The following is an 18,722-nucleotide window of genomic DNA, read 5'->3' on the forward strand; positions in this document are numbered from 1 at the left end:
GATTTTGGTTTTAGTTAAACAATTAGAACGGCAAGTCGTCTGCCGGATTATCTTGCACAGGATTACTCTGCGGTTGCTGTACAGTCGCTGTGGAAGCAGCTTGTTGAGCAAATGGAGCACTTCCCGGCGTGGAGGCAACTTTAGGGGATAGCATTTCCATTACATCCACAAATATTTCCGTCACGTAACGTTTGGCTCCCGTCTGGTCATCATACGAACGAGTACGAATCTTGCCTTCCACATAAAGTTTATCTCCTTTATGTACGTATTTTTCAGCAGTTTCCGCCAATCCACGCCAAAGGACGAGGTTATGCCATTCCGTACGTTCAGGAACTTGAGTTCCGTTTGCCAATGTATAGGCACGATCCGAAGTAGCCAAAGGAAAAGTCGCTACGGCAACACCGCTATCAAGATATCTCACTTCCGGATCTCTGCCTACATTTCCTAACAATATCACTTTATTTACTGACATAAACTGCAATCTTTTAATTTGCTGCCAAAATTAACGAGAATATTCACACAATGCAAGAATACAAACAACTTTTATACATATTTCTCCAGAAAAGCATGTATCAGTCGAGGTACTGCATATAGTCCCAGATCTTTTGCCAAAACCTTCTGAAAGCCTGAAAATGACCCGGAGTTCTCAGGCAAAATCACTTCATAAAAGTTAGTATATATCACTCTATGAGACAAAATATGTTTCACATTCCTGCATACCGAACGTATTACCGGCACTTCCCCTTCCGCAAAAAGCATGCGAAATGGCGGATATACTAAAAACTCTTCTTCTGATAAATCCCGTTCCGCTTCAACCAACGGTAATTCAAACAGATTTTTCCAGATATCATTTTCTGTCCTCTTATGTATCAAAGTTTCCGCGCCCATGCGTACATATATATAATTAAAATAACGATTTACAGTTTTCGTCTTATGTTGCTTGACCGGCAAATGCGCAATTAAACCTTTCGACAAGGCAAAACACCTATCAGCCAAAGGGCAGAACATGCAATTAGGAGACTGCGGAGTACACTGGATTGCCCCAAAATCCATAATCGCCTGATTATAGTCCGTTGGCCGTCTTTCATCCAGCATTTCTTGAGCCAAAACTGCAAAAACCTTCTTCCCTTCCGTCGAATCAATAGGAGTATCAATGCCTAAATAACGGGATAATACCCTATATACATTACCGTCCACCACCGCATAAGGCATGTTATAGGCAAAAGCACAAATGGCGGCAGCCGTATAGTCACCGACTCCTTTCAATCCACGTACATCTTCATAGGTCACCGGAAACTTCCCATTCATACTTTTCGCAGCAGCATGCAGATTGCGGGCACGGGAATAATATCCCAGCCCTTGCCAATACTTCATCACTTCATCTTCCGAAGCCGCAGCCAAGGAAGCCACATCAGGAAAACGACGCACGAATCGAAGGAAGTATTCATATCCTTGCGCTACCCTGGTCTGCTGTAAGATAATCTCAGAAATCCATATCAAATAAGGATCTGTAGTATCTCGCCATGGCAACTCACGCTTATTCTCCTTGTACCATTCCAACAATCTCTCAGACAATATATTCATTTCATTTAAAGCATTTTAAAATAAGCGTACCGCTTATGTGGTATGGCTATACCATTCAATATAAAAGCTGCTGTTCTTTTCCCGAAGAACAAAAATACAGATTTTCGGTCTAACAAAGCTTAACTCCGAGACTTTTTTAGAAAATTGTCTGGAATATATTTTTTAGAGCCGCCAAAAAGCTATATATTTGCAGTCCAAAAAATTAGGAAAACTATAGTAATAATATTTTTTTTAAAGAAAAATGACTAAAGCTGATATTGTAAACGAAATTACAAAAAACACCGGAATTGACAAAGTCACAGTACTTACAACCGTTGAAGCATTCATGGAAGCAGTGAAGGCATCTTTATCAAAAGATGAAAATGTTTACCTTCGCGGGTTTGGAAGTTTTGTAGTGAAAAAAAGAGCTCAGAAAACAGCTCGTAACATCTCCAAAAACACTACAATCATCATTCCGGAGCATAACATTCCGGCATTTAAGCCTGCTAAAACATTCACTCTTTCAGTGAAAAAATAATAAACATTAGTATTAACCCATAAAATTTTGAAGCTATGCCAAGCGGAAAGAAGAAAAAAAGACATAAAATGTCAACGCACAAGCGTAAAAAAAGACTAAGAAAGAACAGACATAAAAGCAAAAAGTAATTTTTAGTCTGAAGGACAAAACAAAGAACAAACTTGTGAAGCCAAATGTCTCGCGGGTTTGTTCTTTGTTTAAGTACCCAATTGAATAATTAAAAAGCAAATTATTGTGACAAGCGAACTCGTTGTTGACGTACAGCCCAAAGAGGTTTCCATCGCACTGCTTGAGGACAAGCAGCTTGTGGAACTGCAAAGTGAAGGCAGAAGCCTGTACTTTTCTGTGGGCAACATGTATTTGGGACGCATCAAGAAGTTGATGCCGGGCCTGAATGCCTGCTTCGTGGACGTGGGTTACGAGAAAGATGCTTTTCTTCATTATCTGGACTTAGGTCCTCAATTCAACTCTTTAGAGAAGTACGTAAAGCAAACTTTAAGCGATAAAAAAAAGCTAAATCCTATTACAAAAGCAACCATACTTCCCGATCTTGAAAAAGACGGAACTGTTTCCAACACTCTCAAGGTAGGACAAGAAGTAGTGGTGCAAATTGTTAAGGAACCTATCTCTACCAAAGGGCCACGACTGACTTCCGAACTCTCTTTTGCCGGAAGATATCTTGTGCTTATCCCCTTTAACGACAAGGTTTCCGTATCACAAAAAATTAAGTCAAGCGAAGAACGTGCCCGCCTCAAGCAACTGCTGATGAGCATCAAGCCGAAAAATTTCGGAGTGATTGTACGCACAGTGGCCGAAGGCAAACGCGTAGCCGAACTTGATGGAGAGCTTAAAGTATTACTGAAGCATTGGGAAGATGCCATTACCAAAGTACAGAAAGCCACTAAGTTTCCGACACTGATTTACGAAGAGACCAGCCGCGCCGTAGGATTGCTACGCGACCTGTTCAATCCTTCGTTTGAAAGCATCCACGTCAACGACGAAGCGGTGTATCACGAAATCAAGGACTACGTAACGCTTATCGCTCCCGAACGGGCAGATATCGTGAAGCTGTACAAGGGCCAACTTCCCATTTACGACAATTTCGGTATCACCAAACAGATTAAATCATCATTTGGCAAAACCATTTCATACAAAAGTGGCGCTTACCTGATTATTGAGCATACTGAAGCGCTTCACGTAGTTGACGTGAACAGCGGTAACCGCACCAAGAATGCCAACGGACAGGAAGGCAACGCACTGGAAGTGAACTTAGGAGCAGCCGATGAACTGGCACGCCAGCTACGACTGAGAGATATGGGTGGTATCATTGTGGTGGACTTCATAGACATGAACGAAGCCGAAAATCGTCAGAAACTTTACGAACGTATGTGCCAAAACATGCAAAAGGACAGGGCACGCCACAACATCCTTCCACTCAGCAAATTCGGGCTGATGCAGATCACACGTCAGCGTGTGCGACCGGCTATGGATGTCAACACCACGGAAACCTGCCCTACCTGCTTCGGTAAAGGTACTATCAAATCGTCCATCCTCTTTACGGACACTTTAGAGAGTAAAATTGACTATCTGGTCAACAAATTGAAGATTAAGAAATTCTCGTTACACATCCACCCGTACATTGCGGCCTATATCAATCAGGGAATTGTATCCCTGAAACGAAAATGGCAAATGAAGTACGGATTCGGAATCAAGATTATTCCAAGCCAGAAGCTCGCGTTTCTGGAGTATGTATTCTACGACCCGCATGGGGAGGAGATAGACATGAAGGAAGAAATCGAAATCAAATAAAAGAAAAACGGCGGAGAGGTTAAGTTCTCCGCCGTTTTTTTTCTTACGCCCGATGCCGTACCGCCAAAGGATGCGCAGATTTCATAGTTTTATTGTCTTCACCTTACCGGGAAACACAGTCAGATGCACCGTACCGTTACGTTCAATATCCACCTCCTGATATTTGGCTTCCACCATCACCTTCCCGTCCAGTGCCATCACCCCCCATTGGTAAGCATTTTCCTCATAAGCACAGAAGTTGCCCACCGGAGGCATAATCTTCCTGTACTGCGGAGGAACCACTATGCGTTCCCCGGACTTCAATCCCCATTTCATTCCCATTTGGAAGGGCAGGGCATCTTTTATTTTTATCAACCTTTGCTGCCTTTTCTGTTCCTCTTCAAGCATCTCTCTTTCCTGATTTTTCTCGGCGCGCAGGCCGGTCTTTTCCTTTAGCTTGCCTATGACGTAGTCAAAATCCTCTTGAGGCGATTTAGGGGCATTACAAGCAATGTATTGTTTCTTCTTCCCTCGTTCTGCATGATAATAGTTCCCTTTCCGGTCCATCACCACAATGCTTTTGTCTTCCAGATGCCCGCAACACCAGTAAGCCTCCTCATTGTCACCTTCCAGCAGGCAGACAAAGGCGCGGAAAAAGCCGCCCTCTGCGGGGTTGACCAGTTTGCAATTCTTCGGGATGTTATAATCCGGTATCCTGAGATAGAAACCTATAAAAATCAGCTCCCTTTTGTCCAGCAGGGGCGAAGTCACATAGGCCTTCTTGGTGCGGCTGAAGAAGACATCTCCTACCTTCAGCATCTCCACGCTTCCGAACCGCAATACGGCAGGCCTTTCTCTGTAAATCCGGTTTACCTTCAAATCTATGTAGAACACCTTGCCGGCCTTATCCGTCACCACCATAATATCGTCTTTGGCAAACTTAATCTTACGGTAACAATCGATTTTTATCAGTTGCTTGCCCGCCTCGTCCACCACTCCGGTCCGCCCGTCTTCAAATCGGACAGCCGCCCGGTTTCCTTTGGTGTCAAACACTTCCAAGTAGCGAGACTCTGCCACCCTCTTTTCTCCGCGCTTCAATCCCCAAAGCCCGTTTTGCCGGTCATAGTAGGCTTTCAAGGCAGATTGCGCTTCTTCACCGGAGGCTGTTTTCCGGTTTTCAATATCATCCATCAGCCGGTTGTGTGTCATCACAATCTCCATTTCATTGTCCGTAGCCTCCACCCGCTCCGGCAAATCCGCTGACACCCGGCAACTGTTTATCCGCGCCTGGGACAGAGCATTGCCAATCATCCGCCCCTCAAACATCGCCTCCCAATCCCATTCCCTGGTTGGCAATCCGAATATCCGGTACAGTCCCACGTTATCTATCAATATGCACGACTCCTTGTCTCCCGATTTGCGCAGCCCCCTTCCCACTTGTTGCAGATACTTGGCAAGCGACAGGGTTGGGCGTGCCAACTGTATGAACTCCACATCGGGACAATCGAATCCCTCGGAGAATATGTCCACATTCACCAATACCTTTATTCTCCCCTGCCGGAAGTCGTCCACAAGCCTCTTGCGCTCAATGGCGGGAGTCTTGCTGTCAATGGCCACCGCTTCCACCCCGCGTGTGCTGTAATAGGCGGCAATCCTGCGGGCATGGGCTATGCTGATGGCATATACAATCCCCTTCTTTCCACGGGCATATCGTTCAATGCTCGCATACAGCCGCTCGATGCTTGGCTGCCGGTTCAGCAGCTCATTCATTTCCTTCACCTGATAGTCTCCGTCCGCGCCACGTTTCTTCAACGTGTCAATCAGCCGTTGCTCCCTACTGTTTGCACGGATAGACACATAATCGAATACGGACAGCCATCCCTTGCCTATGAACTCCGCTATGCTCCACGATGTAATCAGTGTGTCAAACAATCCGGTGAACCCCTTGCGGTTCAACCGGCAAGGAGTGGCGGTCATGCCTAACATCCGGGCATCCGGGCATTTCCGCCAAAGCTCCATGTATGTGTCCGCCAAAGAGTGGTGCGCCTCGTCTATGACAATCAAGTCCGGCTTCCCCTCCATCTCCTTCCAGTGCCGCGAAAGCCACTGGATGGACATCACCTTTACCGCGCCGTTCTCCCTGTCGATGCCATACCGGGCTATGGTTGCCTCTATCTGTTCCACCAATTCCCTGCGGTGGGCCACAATCCATATCCGGCTATCGGGGCGGTGCAAGGCTTCGCGAACCACCGCCGTCAGCAGATGTGTCTTTCCCGTGCCGGTGGGCATCTGAACCATTACGCTCCGGTGACGGGTCCACTCTTCAAAAAGCCTGGACTTCATTTCCACCTGATAATCCCGGAGAACGTAATTTTTAGAATCCATTGTCTTTTGCTGAAAAAGCAACTGTTTTATTTCTTATCCCGCAGATAATCCCAATACAGGTTCAGCCCCGTCCAAATGGCAATATCCGCTATCAGCATCACCGTGTTATTGACATACGGCATCAGCAGGATGTTGGCGGCACTGAAAGCGCAAGACATCAACAGCAGGCTGAGCATCGCCTTACGGGGAGTCAACCCAATAGCAAGAAGCTTGTGGTGAATATGGTTCTTGTCCGGTTCAAAGGGACTTTTGCCCTTGCGGATGCGCAGCATGACCACGCGAACCACGTCGAACGTGGGGATTATCAGCGTACTGAAAGCAATGACGAAAGCCCCCTCCGTATAATCCATCACATCGGGATTGACCTGGCTGTACTTGATGGCAAGGAAACTGAGCGTATAACCCAACGTCAGGCTGCCGGTATCGCCCATGAAAATCTTGCGGGCACGTTCCACGCTGCCAAAAACATTGTAATAGAAGAACGGGACAAGCACCCCGAAAGTGCCCGCAGCAAGCATCGCATAGCTCCAAAGCCCTTTCTCCATGAAGAGGAAAGTGAAAATGAGCAGAGCCACGCTGCTAAGGCCGGACGCAAGACCGTCGATGCCGTCTATCAGGTTGATGGCGTTGGTGATGAAAACCACCGTAAGCACCGTGAAAGGCATACCCACACAAGCGGGAAGTTCGTGGATGCCGAACAGCCCGTATAAATCGTTGAGCCAAAGTCCCGAAAGGGGGAACAGGCAGGCGCAGAATATCTGAATGACAAACTTCTGACGGTAGCGCACGCCCACAAGGTCGTCCGCTATGCCCGTCAGGTAGAGCAGCGTCATGCCACAGGCAAAAAGCAACAACTCGGGAAGCAGATAACCCGCATAAACGGAAGAAATATTGTCTCCGTCTAACAAACGGAAAGCATAGACCAGGCAGAATGAGAACAAGGTTGTTGGGAAGAAAGATACACCGCCCAGGCGGGGAATGGCCTTCGTGTGAACCTTGCGTTCATCGGGAATGTCGAACAGCTTCTTGCGCATGGAGATTAGCAGGATGCGCGGGATTAGGACGCGGGCAATAAAAGCTGACATCAGAAAGGTCAGAATGATAAAGAAAATGTTCATGGTAAAAAAATTAGTATACGTTAAGTCGAAAGTTGGACTGATTTTCAGTTTAGTATAAGTTTCTGTCAAATCCTCCCACCAGTTTCATCCAAAACTCGTGGAACTCTTCTTCCGTCATCAATCGGCGCAGGCACTCCAAGAGGCGCAGCAGGCTGTCGTGCCTCGCTCCTCGTCCCTTTTTATTTTTTGGTAGGTGCAGGGACTCACCCCCGCCTCCTCGCAGAAGCCATTCTGCTTGATGCCCAGATAACTACGCGCAGCTTCGATTTGTCTTCCCCAATGAAGGGGATAGATAAACTCTGTTTTTAAAAGTAGAAATCATGAACGAATGTAAAATGTCACTGTTCCAAACCCCATTGCCCCGCAAAGGTACACCGAGAGGAAAACAGGAACGGAAAGGCAAAAAATGCACTAAATGCACAAAATGCAGTACCCCCACCGCTTCACACACGCGGGCGCGTACCTTATATATGAAAATATTGATTTGAACTGCTCATCTCGCTGCCGTATTCCATGCCCATTGCGCTGAAAATCTGCTCCATGTCCGTGTCGCGGTTGCGAAACTGGTCTTGCCATTGGTGGATGGCGGATTTGGCGGGAGAAGAGCCCGTTCTCCGCCGAAGGGATGAGAGGCTTGACCTGTGCGGGTGTACCTGAGGGAGCTTCGCTTATATAATAAGGTACGCGCCCGCGTGTGTGAAGCGGTGGGGGTACTGCATTTTGTGCATTTAGTGCATTTTTCCGAGAGGTCAACACCGCGTCGCTAAAGGTCAACACTACGCTGCCAAAGGTCAACTCTGGCAGCGTAAAGGTCAACTCTGCATTTTCAACTTTCAACTGAAATTAGGGTTCGCCCAAAGCCTCGAAGATGAACCTTACCTGCGCAACGTGGTCACAAAATAGCTGATAGTTGATAGATACCACGCGGTCATCTATCAACTATCATTTATCAACTAAATTATCATGGAACAGAAATCAAAATCAAAGGGGGGCTTTGTCCTCAAAACCATTGTGGCAGTGGCTACCGTGATGCAACTATTCTTTTTTGGATGCTAACAATTTAGCCCATTATTATTCTGCCATTTGGCTCTTGATATATAGCTTTTTTACAAACCGCATATCATGTGTCACCATAATCTTTACTAATTCGGAAAAACTCGTTTTTATCGGATTCCAACCAAGTAACGTTTTCGCTTTTGTCGGATTACCCAACAATTGTTCAACTTCACAAGGACGGAAATACTTAGGATCAACCTCAACCAATGATTTGCCAGTCTTTACATCAATTCCTTTTTCATTCACACCTTCACCTTCCCAACGTAGTTCAATGCCAACCTCTTTAAAAGCCAAAGTTGCGAACTCACGAACCGTATGCATCTCACCAGTAGCTATCACAAAATCCTCTGGAATGTCATGCTGTAGAATCAACCACATACATTCCACATAATCCTTTGCATACCCCCAGTCACGGAGCGAATTCAGGTTACCCAAATATAACTTATCTTGAAAGCCCTGAGCTATACGGGCAGCAGCAAGCGTTATCTTTCTCGTCACGAATGTTTCACCTCTACGTTCACTCTCATGATTAAACAAGATTCCATTTACAGCAAACATTCCATAACTCTCCCGATAATTTTTAGTAATCCAGAAGCCATATTGTTTTGCCACTCCATAAGGACTACGAGGATAAAAAGGCGTCGTTTCTTTTTGAGGAACTTCCTGCACCTTCCCAAACAGTTCCGAAGTGGAAGCCTGATATATCTTTGTTTTTCTCTCCAAACCAAGAATACGTACCGCTTCAAGCATACGAAGAGTACCTATTGCATCTGATTCCGCGGTATATTCAGGTACATCAAAACTTACCTTCACATGACTCTGAGCAGCGAGATTATAAATTTCATCCGGTTGCACCAATTGAATAATTCGGATTAGCGAACTACTATCCGTCATATCTCCATAATGGAGATTTATTAAACGGTCTTTCTTCATATCCCGTACCCACTCATCTAAATAAAGATGCTCGATACGTCCTGTATTAAAAGAGGAAGAACGGCGAAGAACACCATGAACTTCATATCCTTTTTCAATTAAAAACTCAGCCAAGAACGAGCCATCCTGACCCGTAATACCTGTTAGTAATGCTACCTTTTTCATATATTCTATTTTCTAACAAATTCTATCAACTTATAAAAATACCTCAAAGACAAAAGTAATATATTACTCCTCACACCATTTTCTCTAAAAGCACGAAGATGCTCTCTCATTATACAGCAATGACTTTGCAAACCATTTGTGCTAATGCCTCCTATTCTCATTGTCACCATATCCAAAGGTAAATACTTCAAAGAGATACGATACACATAGATAAAACGTAGCAACAAATCAAAATCTGCCGCAATCTTAAAATCTACTTTATATAGTCCATACTCATCAAAACAACTTTTCCTGCAATAAAAAGTAGGATGTGCCGGCATAAATCCCAGCTTCATCAATGCAGGTCTAAAAATTTTAGATGAATAATATCGAATGGAACGATTCAAATTATTCGTCCTGACAAAATGAACATCTCCATAAACCGCATCCACTTCCGTAGTAAAACTATTGGCTACCTTTTCAACGATTGTAGTAGAAGTAAAGAAATCATCAGAATTCAATATTCCCACAACATCACCGGTCGCAATTCTGATTCCCTTATTGATAGCATCATATAGTCCATTATCCTCTTCACTTATCCATTTCATTCTCCCTTTAAAGTAGGGTTCATATCCTTTTATGATATCCACTGTACTATCTTTTGATAATCCATCCACTACAATATATTCAATCTCCTGATAAGACTGCGCCAGAACAGATTTGATAGTATCACAAAGGGTAGAACTACTATTAAAAGTAGCGGTAATAAGAGATATTTTCATCATCACTTAAATAACTTAAGCAAAACGCAACCAATCCAATGTTTTACGAACTCCTTCTATACGAGAGTATGGCGGATTCGGAGCCAATTCATAAGTATCAGACAAATCTATAATATTGTCCGTTGTCATATTTTTCAGTCGGAAAGAAGTCATAGGTAACCTGATACTCAATAATTTCAAACAATCACCTACATATGCAACAATCTTCAACAGGCAATAAGGTATCCGTTTTATCTTAAATCCTAATTCTGTTGCGATTTCATTTCCCCATTCTTCAATGTTTGTAGCAGGATTGTCACCTATATAATAAACTTTCCTGTTTTCATCTCGCGTATCATTAAATAAGATTTGTTCTATCTGATATACTGAGTTGCCTACGTAACCATAAGTTTTGGTACAACTTCTATGTCCGATATGAATATAACGATGCTTAAGTACCATATCAAAGAAGTTTCTATAGGGTACACCAAACCAAGGTCCCCAAATCGAAGTAGGTCTAATAATAGCCCAATCGCACATTGGTTTATTAGCCCATACTGCCTTTTCAGTCTCAACCTTACTCTCTCCATATATAGTTGTAGGAGCATAATCAAATTGGTTTTGGGGATAGTAACCGGCATGGCACACAAGCATAGAAGAAGTTATCACTATTTTCTTTAGTGAAAACAGTTCACTTGCTATTTTCATTAGGTTACACACTCCCACACTATTAGCCGCATAATCCCCTAATCCTCTCCCGTCCAAATCCGTTCGGGCTGCCAGATGCAATATATAATCAGGATTAAATTCAACTACAGCTTGTCTGAATGCTTTCAAATCTGTTATATCAACTTTTATCCAAACATCCTCCAATGATTTAATCTTAGGAGGCTGCATATCAATACACAAAATGTCAAATCGGTCTTTAAATGCTAATACAACATTTGTACCTATAAAACCGGAACTACCGGTTATCAAGACTTTCATTATCCTATATTATTTTACATTAATATTAACATTCATTGGAATTTAAAAACGATTTTACGATACATCTTTTGGGGACGCTAACTGACTAACCTATATACAAAAATTGGATGCCAACAAATTATCTAATAATCCGTATATATTACTAATACTATATTTTTGGAAAAAATCGTTTTCCTCAATAAAAGCTTTCTTCTGCGCTATTTGAATTGCTTCAACTAATTGTTTCCGATTAGTTAAATCAAAGAATAAGATATTCTTACTTTCAAATTCCAAGAAAGCAGGAATTTTTGATGCAATGACTAATGTATTTGAATGTAAAGCCTCCAATACAGGAAGCCCAAATCCCTCATATTTAGAAGGAAAGATAAAAGCTATTGAAGATTTGTACAAGGCTTTCAATTCTTCTTCAGACACTACTCCTACAGCTTTCACATTTATATCGGTTTCATGCCCTTTTCCAGCTAATACAAGCGGTGGCAAATTCGGTAGAGCATTGAAAGTATCAATAACAAATTGTAGGTTTTTATGCGGTCGATTATTTCCACAATAAAAAAAATACTTTTTGTCACTCAATTCAAATCTTTCCAATATTGAATCATTAGAGTTTGTGTCTATATCAGAAAACTCAGGGATATGAATAGAATTGATTTGAAATTGTTTGTATAAATCTCTTTTTGTCGTTTCAGAAATAGTCACTACGGCATCAGCAGTCTTGACTGTTCTTCCTACTATAAAGTCGAAATATTTTCTTTTTGCAAAATTCAATAATTCATTCTTTCCAAAGAAATCACTTACCAGTTTGTACATTAAATCATGTACCGTTACAATAACTTTTGTTTTCGGTAGTTGAGTTGCAATGCCGGAATAAAAAGGTATATGCAATAAATCAAAACTTAATTTTGATAACGTCTTTCGGTATAGTAAGAAATGAACTATATTAAATGGTCGTAACTTAGTATATATCATCTTACAACGTCCTACCTGCAAAGAGTAATCGTTAGTTATAATAGACAAATTTTCTTCTCCATATTTTTTCGCATAATATTCGATTAGAAAATCTGTATATCGAGAAATACCCGTATTTTGATGTCGATTTATTAAACGACCATCAATTCCTATTTTCATTTATAATATTTGGACTTTTAATTAATATTCAGAATTCCACTTTTGCTATTTTCTTGTTACATCTTCCGGCAATTGTTTTAGCTATAAAATAGAACAACGCGTGAAATAAAAGTATAACAAAGAATACATACAAACTACCCTTTACTGCATCAAATAGGAGAGAGACACATATTAAAGATAATGGTGTATGGTACTTATAATAAGCGTCGATTGACTTTTTGTATATCCAGTATATTAGAATAGTGTACAGAATAGGCCCAAGAATAGGATGCATTAAATATGCATCAGATAAGTAGAAAAAACCGCCCATCGGATAATACACTTCTCCTGCTTCTTCAATAATTGTTCCATAAGTAGACAGTTCTAAAGGGAGATGAAGAAATGAAAAAATCCAATTTAAAGTTGCATTGAAGAGCATGAAGAATTGCCCCCAAGAATAGCCCTCATATTGGGTAACATCTATTGCCTGCAAAAAGCCCCATGAGCCGAACAGCCCTTCACCCATTATCGGATAAAGAATATTTGATGCACTGACTCCATTTCTGACAGACCCCAAAACCACTATTGCCAATACCCCACCCACTGCAAATTTTAGTGCCGTCTTTCCCGACTTTAAAGTGTAAATTAGTGCAACAATAACTATAAGTGCGTTAGTTCGTTGCGTACTAAAAAATGTAAGCAACATAAATAAGAAAAGATAGATAAACTTTTCTCTTGTTTTTACATTATTCGGCACAATCATAACAATGGTAAGTACCGTCATTATATTTCTTGAATAAGCCGCTAAAGAAGGCAATACCCCTTCCCTATCACTTGTCCAATTCGTTGTTGTACTAAGATACAAAGCAAAAGGCAACATTAAAAAATATAATAATTTATACCCTTTTATAGAATAAGCCACAAGCCTATTGTTATCTTCTTTTGATATAGGCTTCAATATCATGCAAATTGCAAACGTAAACAAAGCAATAGATGCCGTCTTGAGTACCTCATTTACAATATGCTCATCACTCAAATGATTAAACATTTGGGAAGAAACATAATCTGTTATATCCAGCGCATATACAGAATACACAGCCATAGGATATAAGAGCATTAGTCCCCAATACACATAAACAAAAATGTTTTTTATAGAGATTTGTTGCTTCCGTAAAGTGAAGAAGAAGACAATATTTGCTATTAAATAAATATAAATCACATCATCTGATATGTAGTACATCAATCATTTTTCGAATGGTTTGAGCTCCAATCGTTTTATCTACTAAATCATATACCCACTTTCTCCACGGAGTGACCCAAGATCCATTGAACCTATGAATACAATAAGTATTTGGATTTAAACGCAAATTGCTTATAGTATCTTTACTCGTCTTTTTATAGTTTTTGTCGGCATCTATTTTTATCGGTGAAAAATATTCAGGTGGACATAAAAGTATATCACCACCAGCTATCAATGTAGGTTTTCTAACAGGTGTAGATGGGTAATCTGTAATCTCTTCCGCAAATAGCTCACTTATTATCAATGGTGCAACTTTCATGCCCATTGCATTAAAATGCCGAGATTCATAATAATTCATCATCTTTTTACACCAAGATGCCCCTTTTTCAGCTCCTATAATAGCAGGTTCTAGTAAACCTGAAACATTTTCATATCCAATAAAAGTTTTATTATTTAGAAGCGAATTAAATGATTTTAGCATTTCAACGTCTGAATCAAGGTATATACCGCCATAATGATACAAGGCATAAAAACGAATATAGTCAGCAGCAAAAGCATATTTTTTGGCACTAAAGGCCTCTTTAACCCATGTCACTTTATCTATATCAAATCGCTTTGTATCCCAATGTATAATTTCGTAATCAGGCAAAATTTTTTCCCATGTATCAATGCATTTTTTTATAAGCGGTGGAAATGGTTCGTCGCTCAACCAGCAAAAATGAATAACTTTTTGTATCATATAAATAACGTTTATATTATCAATATAATTGTAACTTTGAACAGTTTCATTGTTTTCCTAATATGATTCTTAATTGACGCCAAAACAAAATACCAGACGTTCCTCCTAATATATAAACTTTTTCTCGCAGGTACGTTGTGGAAAATTGACGTATAAAACAACTCAATCTATCCTCTATAAATCTACTTTCAATTTTAGAGAAAAAATCATAGAGCTCTATCTTTGACTGAATCAAACTTTTTAAATTAATATATTTACAATCTCCCCTGTCCATAGCGTCTAACCAAAGTTCCATATGTTTCTTTCGTACTGGTATATCTTCAATAAAGCGCTGCAAAAATTCTTTTCCAGATTGTTTATTCCTTAACCAAGAACTCGCAGATTTAGAATGCACACGATATTTCATTATCATTTCGCTACTACAGAAAATTCCTCCACTAATTAATCCCCAAAAAGTTATTTGATCATCCTCATTCGGTACAGAAGTAGGTAAATCACCGAATCTGTCAAAAAGAGTTTTGCGTATAGCCTGCCCAACAGGAAAGACTTTTGGCATACCATTCTTTATTGTTGTAACAACATCATTATACAGTATATCATCATAGGTAATATTTCCAATGATTTTGCCTTGAGCATTTATTTTAGTTATACCACCCGTTATAATATACAAATTGGGATGTTGTTCGAATAACTTAATAGCATGTTGACAACGATTGGGTAGGGAAATATCATCTCCTGCATTTAATAACAAAATATCTCCAGTAGAGGCTTTTATGGCTTTCTTTAAATTACATGTAATACCTTCATTTTTATGACTGAGAATAAGTTTCCATTTTTCTTGAAGTAGATTTTCATTCACGAAACTTTTAATCAAAAGAGGAGTTTTATCTGTAGAACCATCATCTGCAATAATAACCTCATCTGGCAATACTGTTTGACTTAATATTCCATTAAGTGTTTCCAATATATAGTTTTCTTGATTATAAGAAATTACAATACACGTAATTCTCATTTGCTTTTTATTCATAGTATTCATGTATGTACATATTAAATAAATATTAGTTTACGAAAGATAAACAACATCGCAAGCATATAGAATACATAATTTATTAGATATCCTTGCGTAATTCCAATCACTCCATTCCAATTCATAAAAAGAAATCCTAAGCCAACAAAAGATAAACAAAAGAATATTTCAGTAGCAACAAAAGCTTTCGTCATTGATTTGGCAACCATCAAGAAGGACAATACCCAACTACATATTTTAAAGAAGTCCCCTATCAACTGCCAAACAAAGAGACTTTCCATCGGAAGAAATTCTGGAGTAAACAATAATCTAATAACAAAATGCCTAAGTAGATAAACACATATAAAACCAACCAGAAGCATAGGGATAATTATTTTATAACTATTGAATATCTCATGGCGTAACTCTCTTAAATCAGTTAATTCACTAAGCTTAGGAAGATAATATACACTAAACGAGGAGGTAATAATCATCAGATACATATTAGATATGCGATTCATTCCTTCCCACCAACCGGCTTCAATGGGAGATATCTCTGATATTACATATCCACGAAGTAACATTTGGGCTATCGGCAAAGTGGAGGTGGTTGCTATTGCCATTATGGTATATTGTAAATACTTCTTTGAAATTGTACAATTCAACTTTTCTTTGAAATACCTCCATTTAAACCACGCTAACTTACGGAGCATCCATATTGTTACAATCAACATTACACTCTGATAGGTTACTGCGCTTATTAATGCACCCTTCAATCCTAAAGTTAAAACAAAAGCAAGTGTAAAAAATAAGCCTAAAATACTATTGGCAATATTAATATATACGTATCGTTTAAATTCTTTGAAACCATTGACAATAGAAATAAGCATCATATTGACTGCATAAAGTAGCACTGTGAAACCAAAAACAATAAATACATAGCCGTATTCTGGTGATAACATGATATATTCACTTAGATAGCTGTGAAATAATATCATCAATATGCCAGCATTAATAGAGCAGATAACAGTAATACGTAATGCGGTAGAAAGATAACTACACACAATGTCTTTATTTTCTTTATACTCAGCAATATATTTGGTTATACCACTATTGATACCTCCACTGCTCACAGTCATTGCAATGGAGGCAAAGTTATTCAGTTGCCCTACCAAAGCAACTCCAGCAGGCCCAATTATAGATGCAACGACCTTTACGCTGATCAATCCTGTCAACATTTTCACCAAAGTAGACACGGCAGTGAAAGAAAAAACTTTCACAATATCTGCCTTAGCGGCACGGCGGAATAAGGAAATAGAACGCTGGATTAACTCTCGCATGAGCTAAACTAAAATGAATGTGAATAAATATAGTTGAAATTATTTAGTCTTCAAATCGAAATAAAGCAAACGGGTACGAAGAATTTCGGCTGAAGTAATGCCATAAAAATCTCTTTCATCTTCTTCCGTTTTGTGCAACGGCAAAAAGCCATTGGAATAATAAAACTTCAATATTTCCTCTTTATTATAGGCATCTACCACAAGAAAGCGGCAACCGGCTTTATTATCTTCTTCACGATACCAGCTTTTAATAAATTCCATCATTTGAGAACCTATCTTATAACCACAACCTTGAAATTGCTGATTTACAGCAAAACGACCAATCAATGTTGCGGGATAGCTGCGTCCCCTTTTCATATTGTTGATATGCCGCTGCAATTTATTTTTTGCCGTTGACAATAAGTCTTTTGTCTTTATACTATCATTGGAGATTGTGAATATTGCCACTATCTGCTTGGGAGAACTGTCTGTCACCCAACAATAAGTTTTTCCCAACAATTCTTCTGCATAGTTGTCTGCCCCATTCTCAAAGAAATCATCAAGTTCCACATTTCCACAAGAGAAAGGATAGCACAAGTTCCGGACTTCCTCATCATAAGAAAGCATCGTGCATTGTTGGTAAAGAGGATATTCCATTCAACTATCAAAAAGAGAATTTCTCTGATTTCTCACGGACAATTCTCAAAATCTCCTTTTCACGCTTCGTCAACTTGGGAGTACGACGACGCGCGTTCTTCTCTGCACGAATTACAAAATCCGTTGCTGCTTTTCCCGTCAATACAGGAATGGATGGATAATCTACTGCCATAATTCTATTTCCTCTACTTTATATCCTGATACAAAGAAACGATATTTTTCGGTAACAAGCAAATAACTACGGAAGTTTTCATATCAGCAGCTTTCCCAGACGTTCAGCAACCTCACCACTTCTTTCACTTCTTCCTCGGTCATTACCGGACTCATCGGTAGGCTCAATTCTTCCGCATGAATCTGTTCCGTGACCGGAAATGAAAGATTGTTCCATTCCTTATAACATTCCTGTTTATGCGGGGGGATAGGATAGTGGATAATAGTCTGCACACCGTTTTCCGCCAGATACTTCTGCAATTCGTCACGCTTCTTGGTACGAATGGTGAAAATATGGAATACATGTGCATCCCAATCCTTGATAATCGGAGTGACAATGTGAGGGTTGGTTATGTGGTCGATGTAATATTTAGCCACCTCTTTGCGGAGCGCCACATCTTCATCCAGATGTTTCAGCTTCACAGCAAGCACCGCCGCCTGTATTTCGTCCAAACGGCTGTTGCGACCGATGTATTTGAAGACATATTTTTGAGTGGAACCGTAGTTGGCTACCGCACGCACCACCTTAGCCAGCGCTTCATCATCGGTAGTCACCGCACCCGCATCGCCGAAGGCGCCCAGGTTCTTGCCCGGATAGAAACTGTGACCCGCCGCATCTCCCAAAGAGCCCGTCTTCCGTCCGTTGAACTTACATCCATGAGCCTGCGCATTGTCTTCCACAAGCTTCAGATTATACTTCCGGCAAAGCTCACCAATCTTATCCGTATAGGCGCACTGCCCGTACAGATGGACTATCAAGATGGCTTTGGTGCGCTCCGTAATGGCAGCTTCTATCTTAGCATCATCTATCTGGTAGGTTTCAATGCTTGGCTCCACCAATACAGGCTTCAGCCCATTTTCTGATATGGCAAAGATGGAAGCAATGTAGGTATTGGCAGGTACAATCACCTCGTCACCCGGCTGCATCACACCCATTTCCACATACGCACGGAATATCCATATCAAGGCGTCCAAACCGTTGGCGCAGCCAATGGCCTGTTTTGTTCCTATATACCGGGCATAATCCGCTTCAAACCGTTCATTCTCTTTTCCCTGAAGATACCAACCGGAGTCTACCACACGGTTTACTACTTCATGAATCTCCCTGGCATATTTGCCCGTGATTTTCTGTAAGTCTAAAAACTTTATCATATCATTATATAAGTTCCGCTAT

The 18,722-nt window shown here is 40.6% G+C and carries 17 protein-coding genes; 2 read left to right on the forward strand and 15 right to left on the reverse strand.

Annotated features, from left to right (window positions below; all coding sequences use genetic code 11):
• Positions 1-22 precede the first annotated feature (22 nt).
• On the reverse strand, positions 23-472 hold the full coding sequence (locus tag BACHE_RS14535) for a single-stranded DNA-binding protein (protein WP_013548469.1): 450 nt from the start codon (positions 470-472) through the stop codon (positions 23-25).
• A gap of 71 nt (positions 473-543) precedes the next feature.
• Positions 544-1,584, reverse strand: a complete 1,041-nt coding sequence (gene mutY / locus BACHE_RS14540; RefSeq protein WP_013548470.1) for an A/G-specific adenine glycosylase — start codon at positions 1,582-1,584, stop codon at positions 544-546.
• 241 nt (positions 1,585-1,825) lie between these two features.
• On the opposite strand from mutY, the gene BACHE_RS14545 reads away from it, so the two are divergent.
• Positions 1,826-2,101 (forward strand): HU family DNA-binding protein, encoded by a 276-nt coding sequence (locus BACHE_RS14545; protein ID WP_013548471.1) that lies wholly within the window; start codon positions 1,826-1,828, stop codon positions 2,099-2,101.
• Between the two features lie 234 nt (positions 2,102-2,335).
• On the forward strand, positions 2,336-3,910 hold the full coding sequence (locus BACHE_RS14550) for an Rne/Rng family ribonuclease (RefSeq protein WP_013548472.1): 1,575 nt from the start codon (positions 2,336-2,338) through the stop codon (positions 3,908-3,910).
• A gap of 81 nt (positions 3,911-3,991) precedes the next feature.
• On the opposite strand, the gene BACHE_RS14555 is transcribed toward BACHE_RS14550, so the two are convergent.
• From BACHE_RS14555 to BACHE_RS14610, 13 genes are all read right to left on the reverse strand, one after another.
• On the reverse strand, positions 3,992-6,274 hold the full coding sequence (locus BACHE_RS14555) for a DEAD/DEAH box helicase (RefSeq protein WP_013548473.1): 2,283 nt from the start codon (positions 6,272-6,274) through the stop codon (positions 3,992-3,994).
• Between the two features lie 26 nt (positions 6,275-6,300).
• Entirely contained in the window at positions 6,301-7,392 is a 1,092-nt protein-coding gene (locus BACHE_RS14560; RefSeq protein WP_013548474.1) for an MraY family glycosyltransferase, read from the reverse strand.
• 1,071 nt (positions 7,393-8,463) lie between these two features.
• Entirely contained in the window at positions 8,464-9,546 is a 1,083-nt protein-coding gene (gene gmd / locus BACHE_RS14565) for a GDP-mannose 4,6-dehydratase (protein ID WP_013548476.1), read from the reverse strand.
• Positions 9,547-9,551: 5 nt separating this feature from the next.
• Positions 9,552-10,307: a glycosyltransferase family 2 protein gene (locus BACHE_RS14570; RefSeq protein ID WP_041579886.1), complete on the reverse strand. Its 756-nt coding sequence runs from the start codon at positions 10,305-10,307 to the stop codon at positions 9,552-9,554.
• Between the two features lie 15 nt (positions 10,308-10,322).
• Complete coding sequence (locus BACHE_RS14575) at positions 10,323-11,273, reverse strand: NAD-dependent epimerase/dehydratase family protein (protein WP_013548478.1); 951 nt, start codon at positions 11,271-11,273, stop codon at positions 10,323-10,325.
• Positions 11,274-11,363: 90 nt separating this feature from the next.
• Positions 11,364-12,398, reverse strand: coding sequence for a glycosyltransferase family 4 protein (locus BACHE_RS14580; protein ID WP_013548479.1), 1,035 nt, complete (start codon positions 12,396-12,398; stop codon positions 11,364-11,366).
• A 28-nt stretch (positions 12,399-12,426) separates the two neighbouring features.
• Positions 12,427-13,617, reverse strand: coding sequence for a hypothetical protein (locus BACHE_RS14585; protein WP_013548480.1), 1,191 nt, complete (start codon positions 13,615-13,617; stop codon positions 12,427-12,429).
• Positions 13,598-14,356, reverse strand: coding sequence for a glycosyltransferase family 32 protein (locus BACHE_RS14590; protein ID WP_013548481.1), 759 nt, complete (start codon positions 14,354-14,356; stop codon positions 13,598-13,600). Before BACHE_RS14590 ends, BACHE_RS14585 begins: the two co-directional genes overlap by 20 nt.
• Positions 14,357-14,402: 46 nt before the next feature.
• On the reverse strand, positions 14,403-15,392 hold the full coding sequence (locus tag BACHE_RS14595; RefSeq protein ID WP_013548482.1) for a glycosyltransferase family 2 protein: 990 nt from the start codon (positions 15,390-15,392) through the stop codon (positions 14,403-14,405).
• Between the two features lie 11 nt (positions 15,393-15,403).
• Positions 15,404-16,702 carry an O-antigen translocase gene (locus BACHE_RS14600; protein WP_013548483.1) on the reverse strand — a complete coding sequence of 433 codons (1,299 nt, stop codon included), beginning with the start codon at positions 16,700-16,702 and terminating at the stop codon, positions 15,404-15,406.
• A gap of 39 nt (positions 16,703-16,741) precedes the next feature.
• Positions 16,742-17,338: a GNAT family N-acetyltransferase gene (locus BACHE_RS14605; protein ID WP_041579463.1), complete on the reverse strand. Its 597-nt coding sequence runs from the start codon at positions 17,336-17,338 to the stop codon at positions 16,742-16,744.
• A 7-nt stretch (positions 17,339-17,345) separates the two neighbouring features.
• Positions 17,346-17,510, reverse strand: coding sequence for a hypothetical protein (locus BACHE_RS17640; protein ID WP_013548485.1), 165 nt, complete (start codon positions 17,508-17,510; stop codon positions 17,346-17,348).
• 83 nt (positions 17,511-17,593) lie between these two features.
• Positions 17,594-18,700 (reverse strand): DegT/DnrJ/EryC1/StrS family aminotransferase, encoded by a 1,107-nt coding sequence (locus BACHE_RS14610; RefSeq protein WP_013548486.1) that lies wholly within the window; start codon positions 18,698-18,700, stop codon positions 17,594-17,596.
• Positions 18,701-18,722 lie beyond the last annotated feature (22 nt).

Source organism: Bacteroides helcogenes P 36-108 (assembly GCF_000186225.1).
GTDB classification, from domain to species: domain Bacteria; phylum Bacteroidota; class Bacteroidia; order Bacteroidales; family Bacteroidaceae; genus Bacteroides; species Bacteroides helcogenes.

Coding starts and splice junctions, on each gene's coding strand:
- BACHE_RS14535 (WP_013548469.1), bottom strand. CDS start 472: ATGTCAGTAAATAAAGTGATATTGTTAGGAAATGTAGGCAGAGATCCG.
- mutY (WP_013548470.1), bottom strand. CDS start 1,584: ATGAATATATTGTCTGAGAGATTGTTGGAATGGTACAAGGAGAATAAG.
- BACHE_RS14545 (WP_013548471.1), top strand. CDS start 1,826: ATGACTAAAGCTGATATTGTAAACGAAATTACAAAAAACACCGGAATT.
- BACHE_RS14555 (WP_013548473.1), bottom strand. CDS start 6,274: ATGGATTCTAAAAATTACGTTCTCCGGGATTATCAGGTGGAAATGAAG.
- BACHE_RS14560 (WP_013548474.1), bottom strand. CDS start 7,392: ATGAACATTTTCTTTATCATTCTGACCTTTCTGATGTCAGCTTTTATT.
- gmd (WP_013548476.1), bottom strand. CDS start 9,546: ATGAAAAAGGTAGCATTACTAACAGGTATTACGGGTCAGGATGGCTCG.
- BACHE_RS14570 (WP_041579886.1), bottom strand. CDS start 10,307: ATGAAAATATCTCTTATTACCGCTACTTTTAATAGTAGTTCTACCCTT.
- BACHE_RS14575 (WP_013548478.1), bottom strand. CDS start 11,273: ATGAAAGTCTTGATAACCGGTAGTTCCGGTTTTATAGGTACAAATGTT.
- BACHE_RS14580 (WP_013548479.1), bottom strand. CDS start 12,398: ATGAAAATAGGAATTGATGGTCGTTTAATAAATCGACATCAAAATACG.
- BACHE_RS14585 (WP_013548480.1), bottom strand. CDS start 13,617: ATGTACTACATATCAGATGATGTGATTTATATTTATTTAATAGCAAAT.
- BACHE_RS14590 (WP_013548481.1), bottom strand. CDS start 14,356: ATGATACAAAAAGTTATTCATTTTTGCTGGTTGAGCGACGAACCATTT.
- BACHE_RS14595 (WP_013548482.1), bottom strand. CDS start 15,392: ATGAATACTATGAATAAAAAGCAAATGAGAATTACGTGTATTGTAATT.
- BACHE_RS14600 (WP_013548483.1), bottom strand. CDS start 16,702: ATGCGAGAGTTAATCCAGCGTTCTATTTCCTTATTCCGCCGTGCCGCT.
- BACHE_RS14605 (WP_041579463.1), bottom strand. CDS start 17,338: ATGGAATATCCTCTTTACCAACAATGCACGATGCTTTCTTATGATGAG.
- BACHE_RS17640 (WP_013548485.1), bottom strand. CDS start 17,510: ATGGCAGTAGATTATCCATCCATTCCTGTATTGACGGGAAAAGCAGCA.
- BACHE_RS14610 (WP_013548486.1), bottom strand. CDS start 18,700: ATGATAAAGTTTTTAGACTTACAGAAAATCACGGGCAAATATGCCAGG.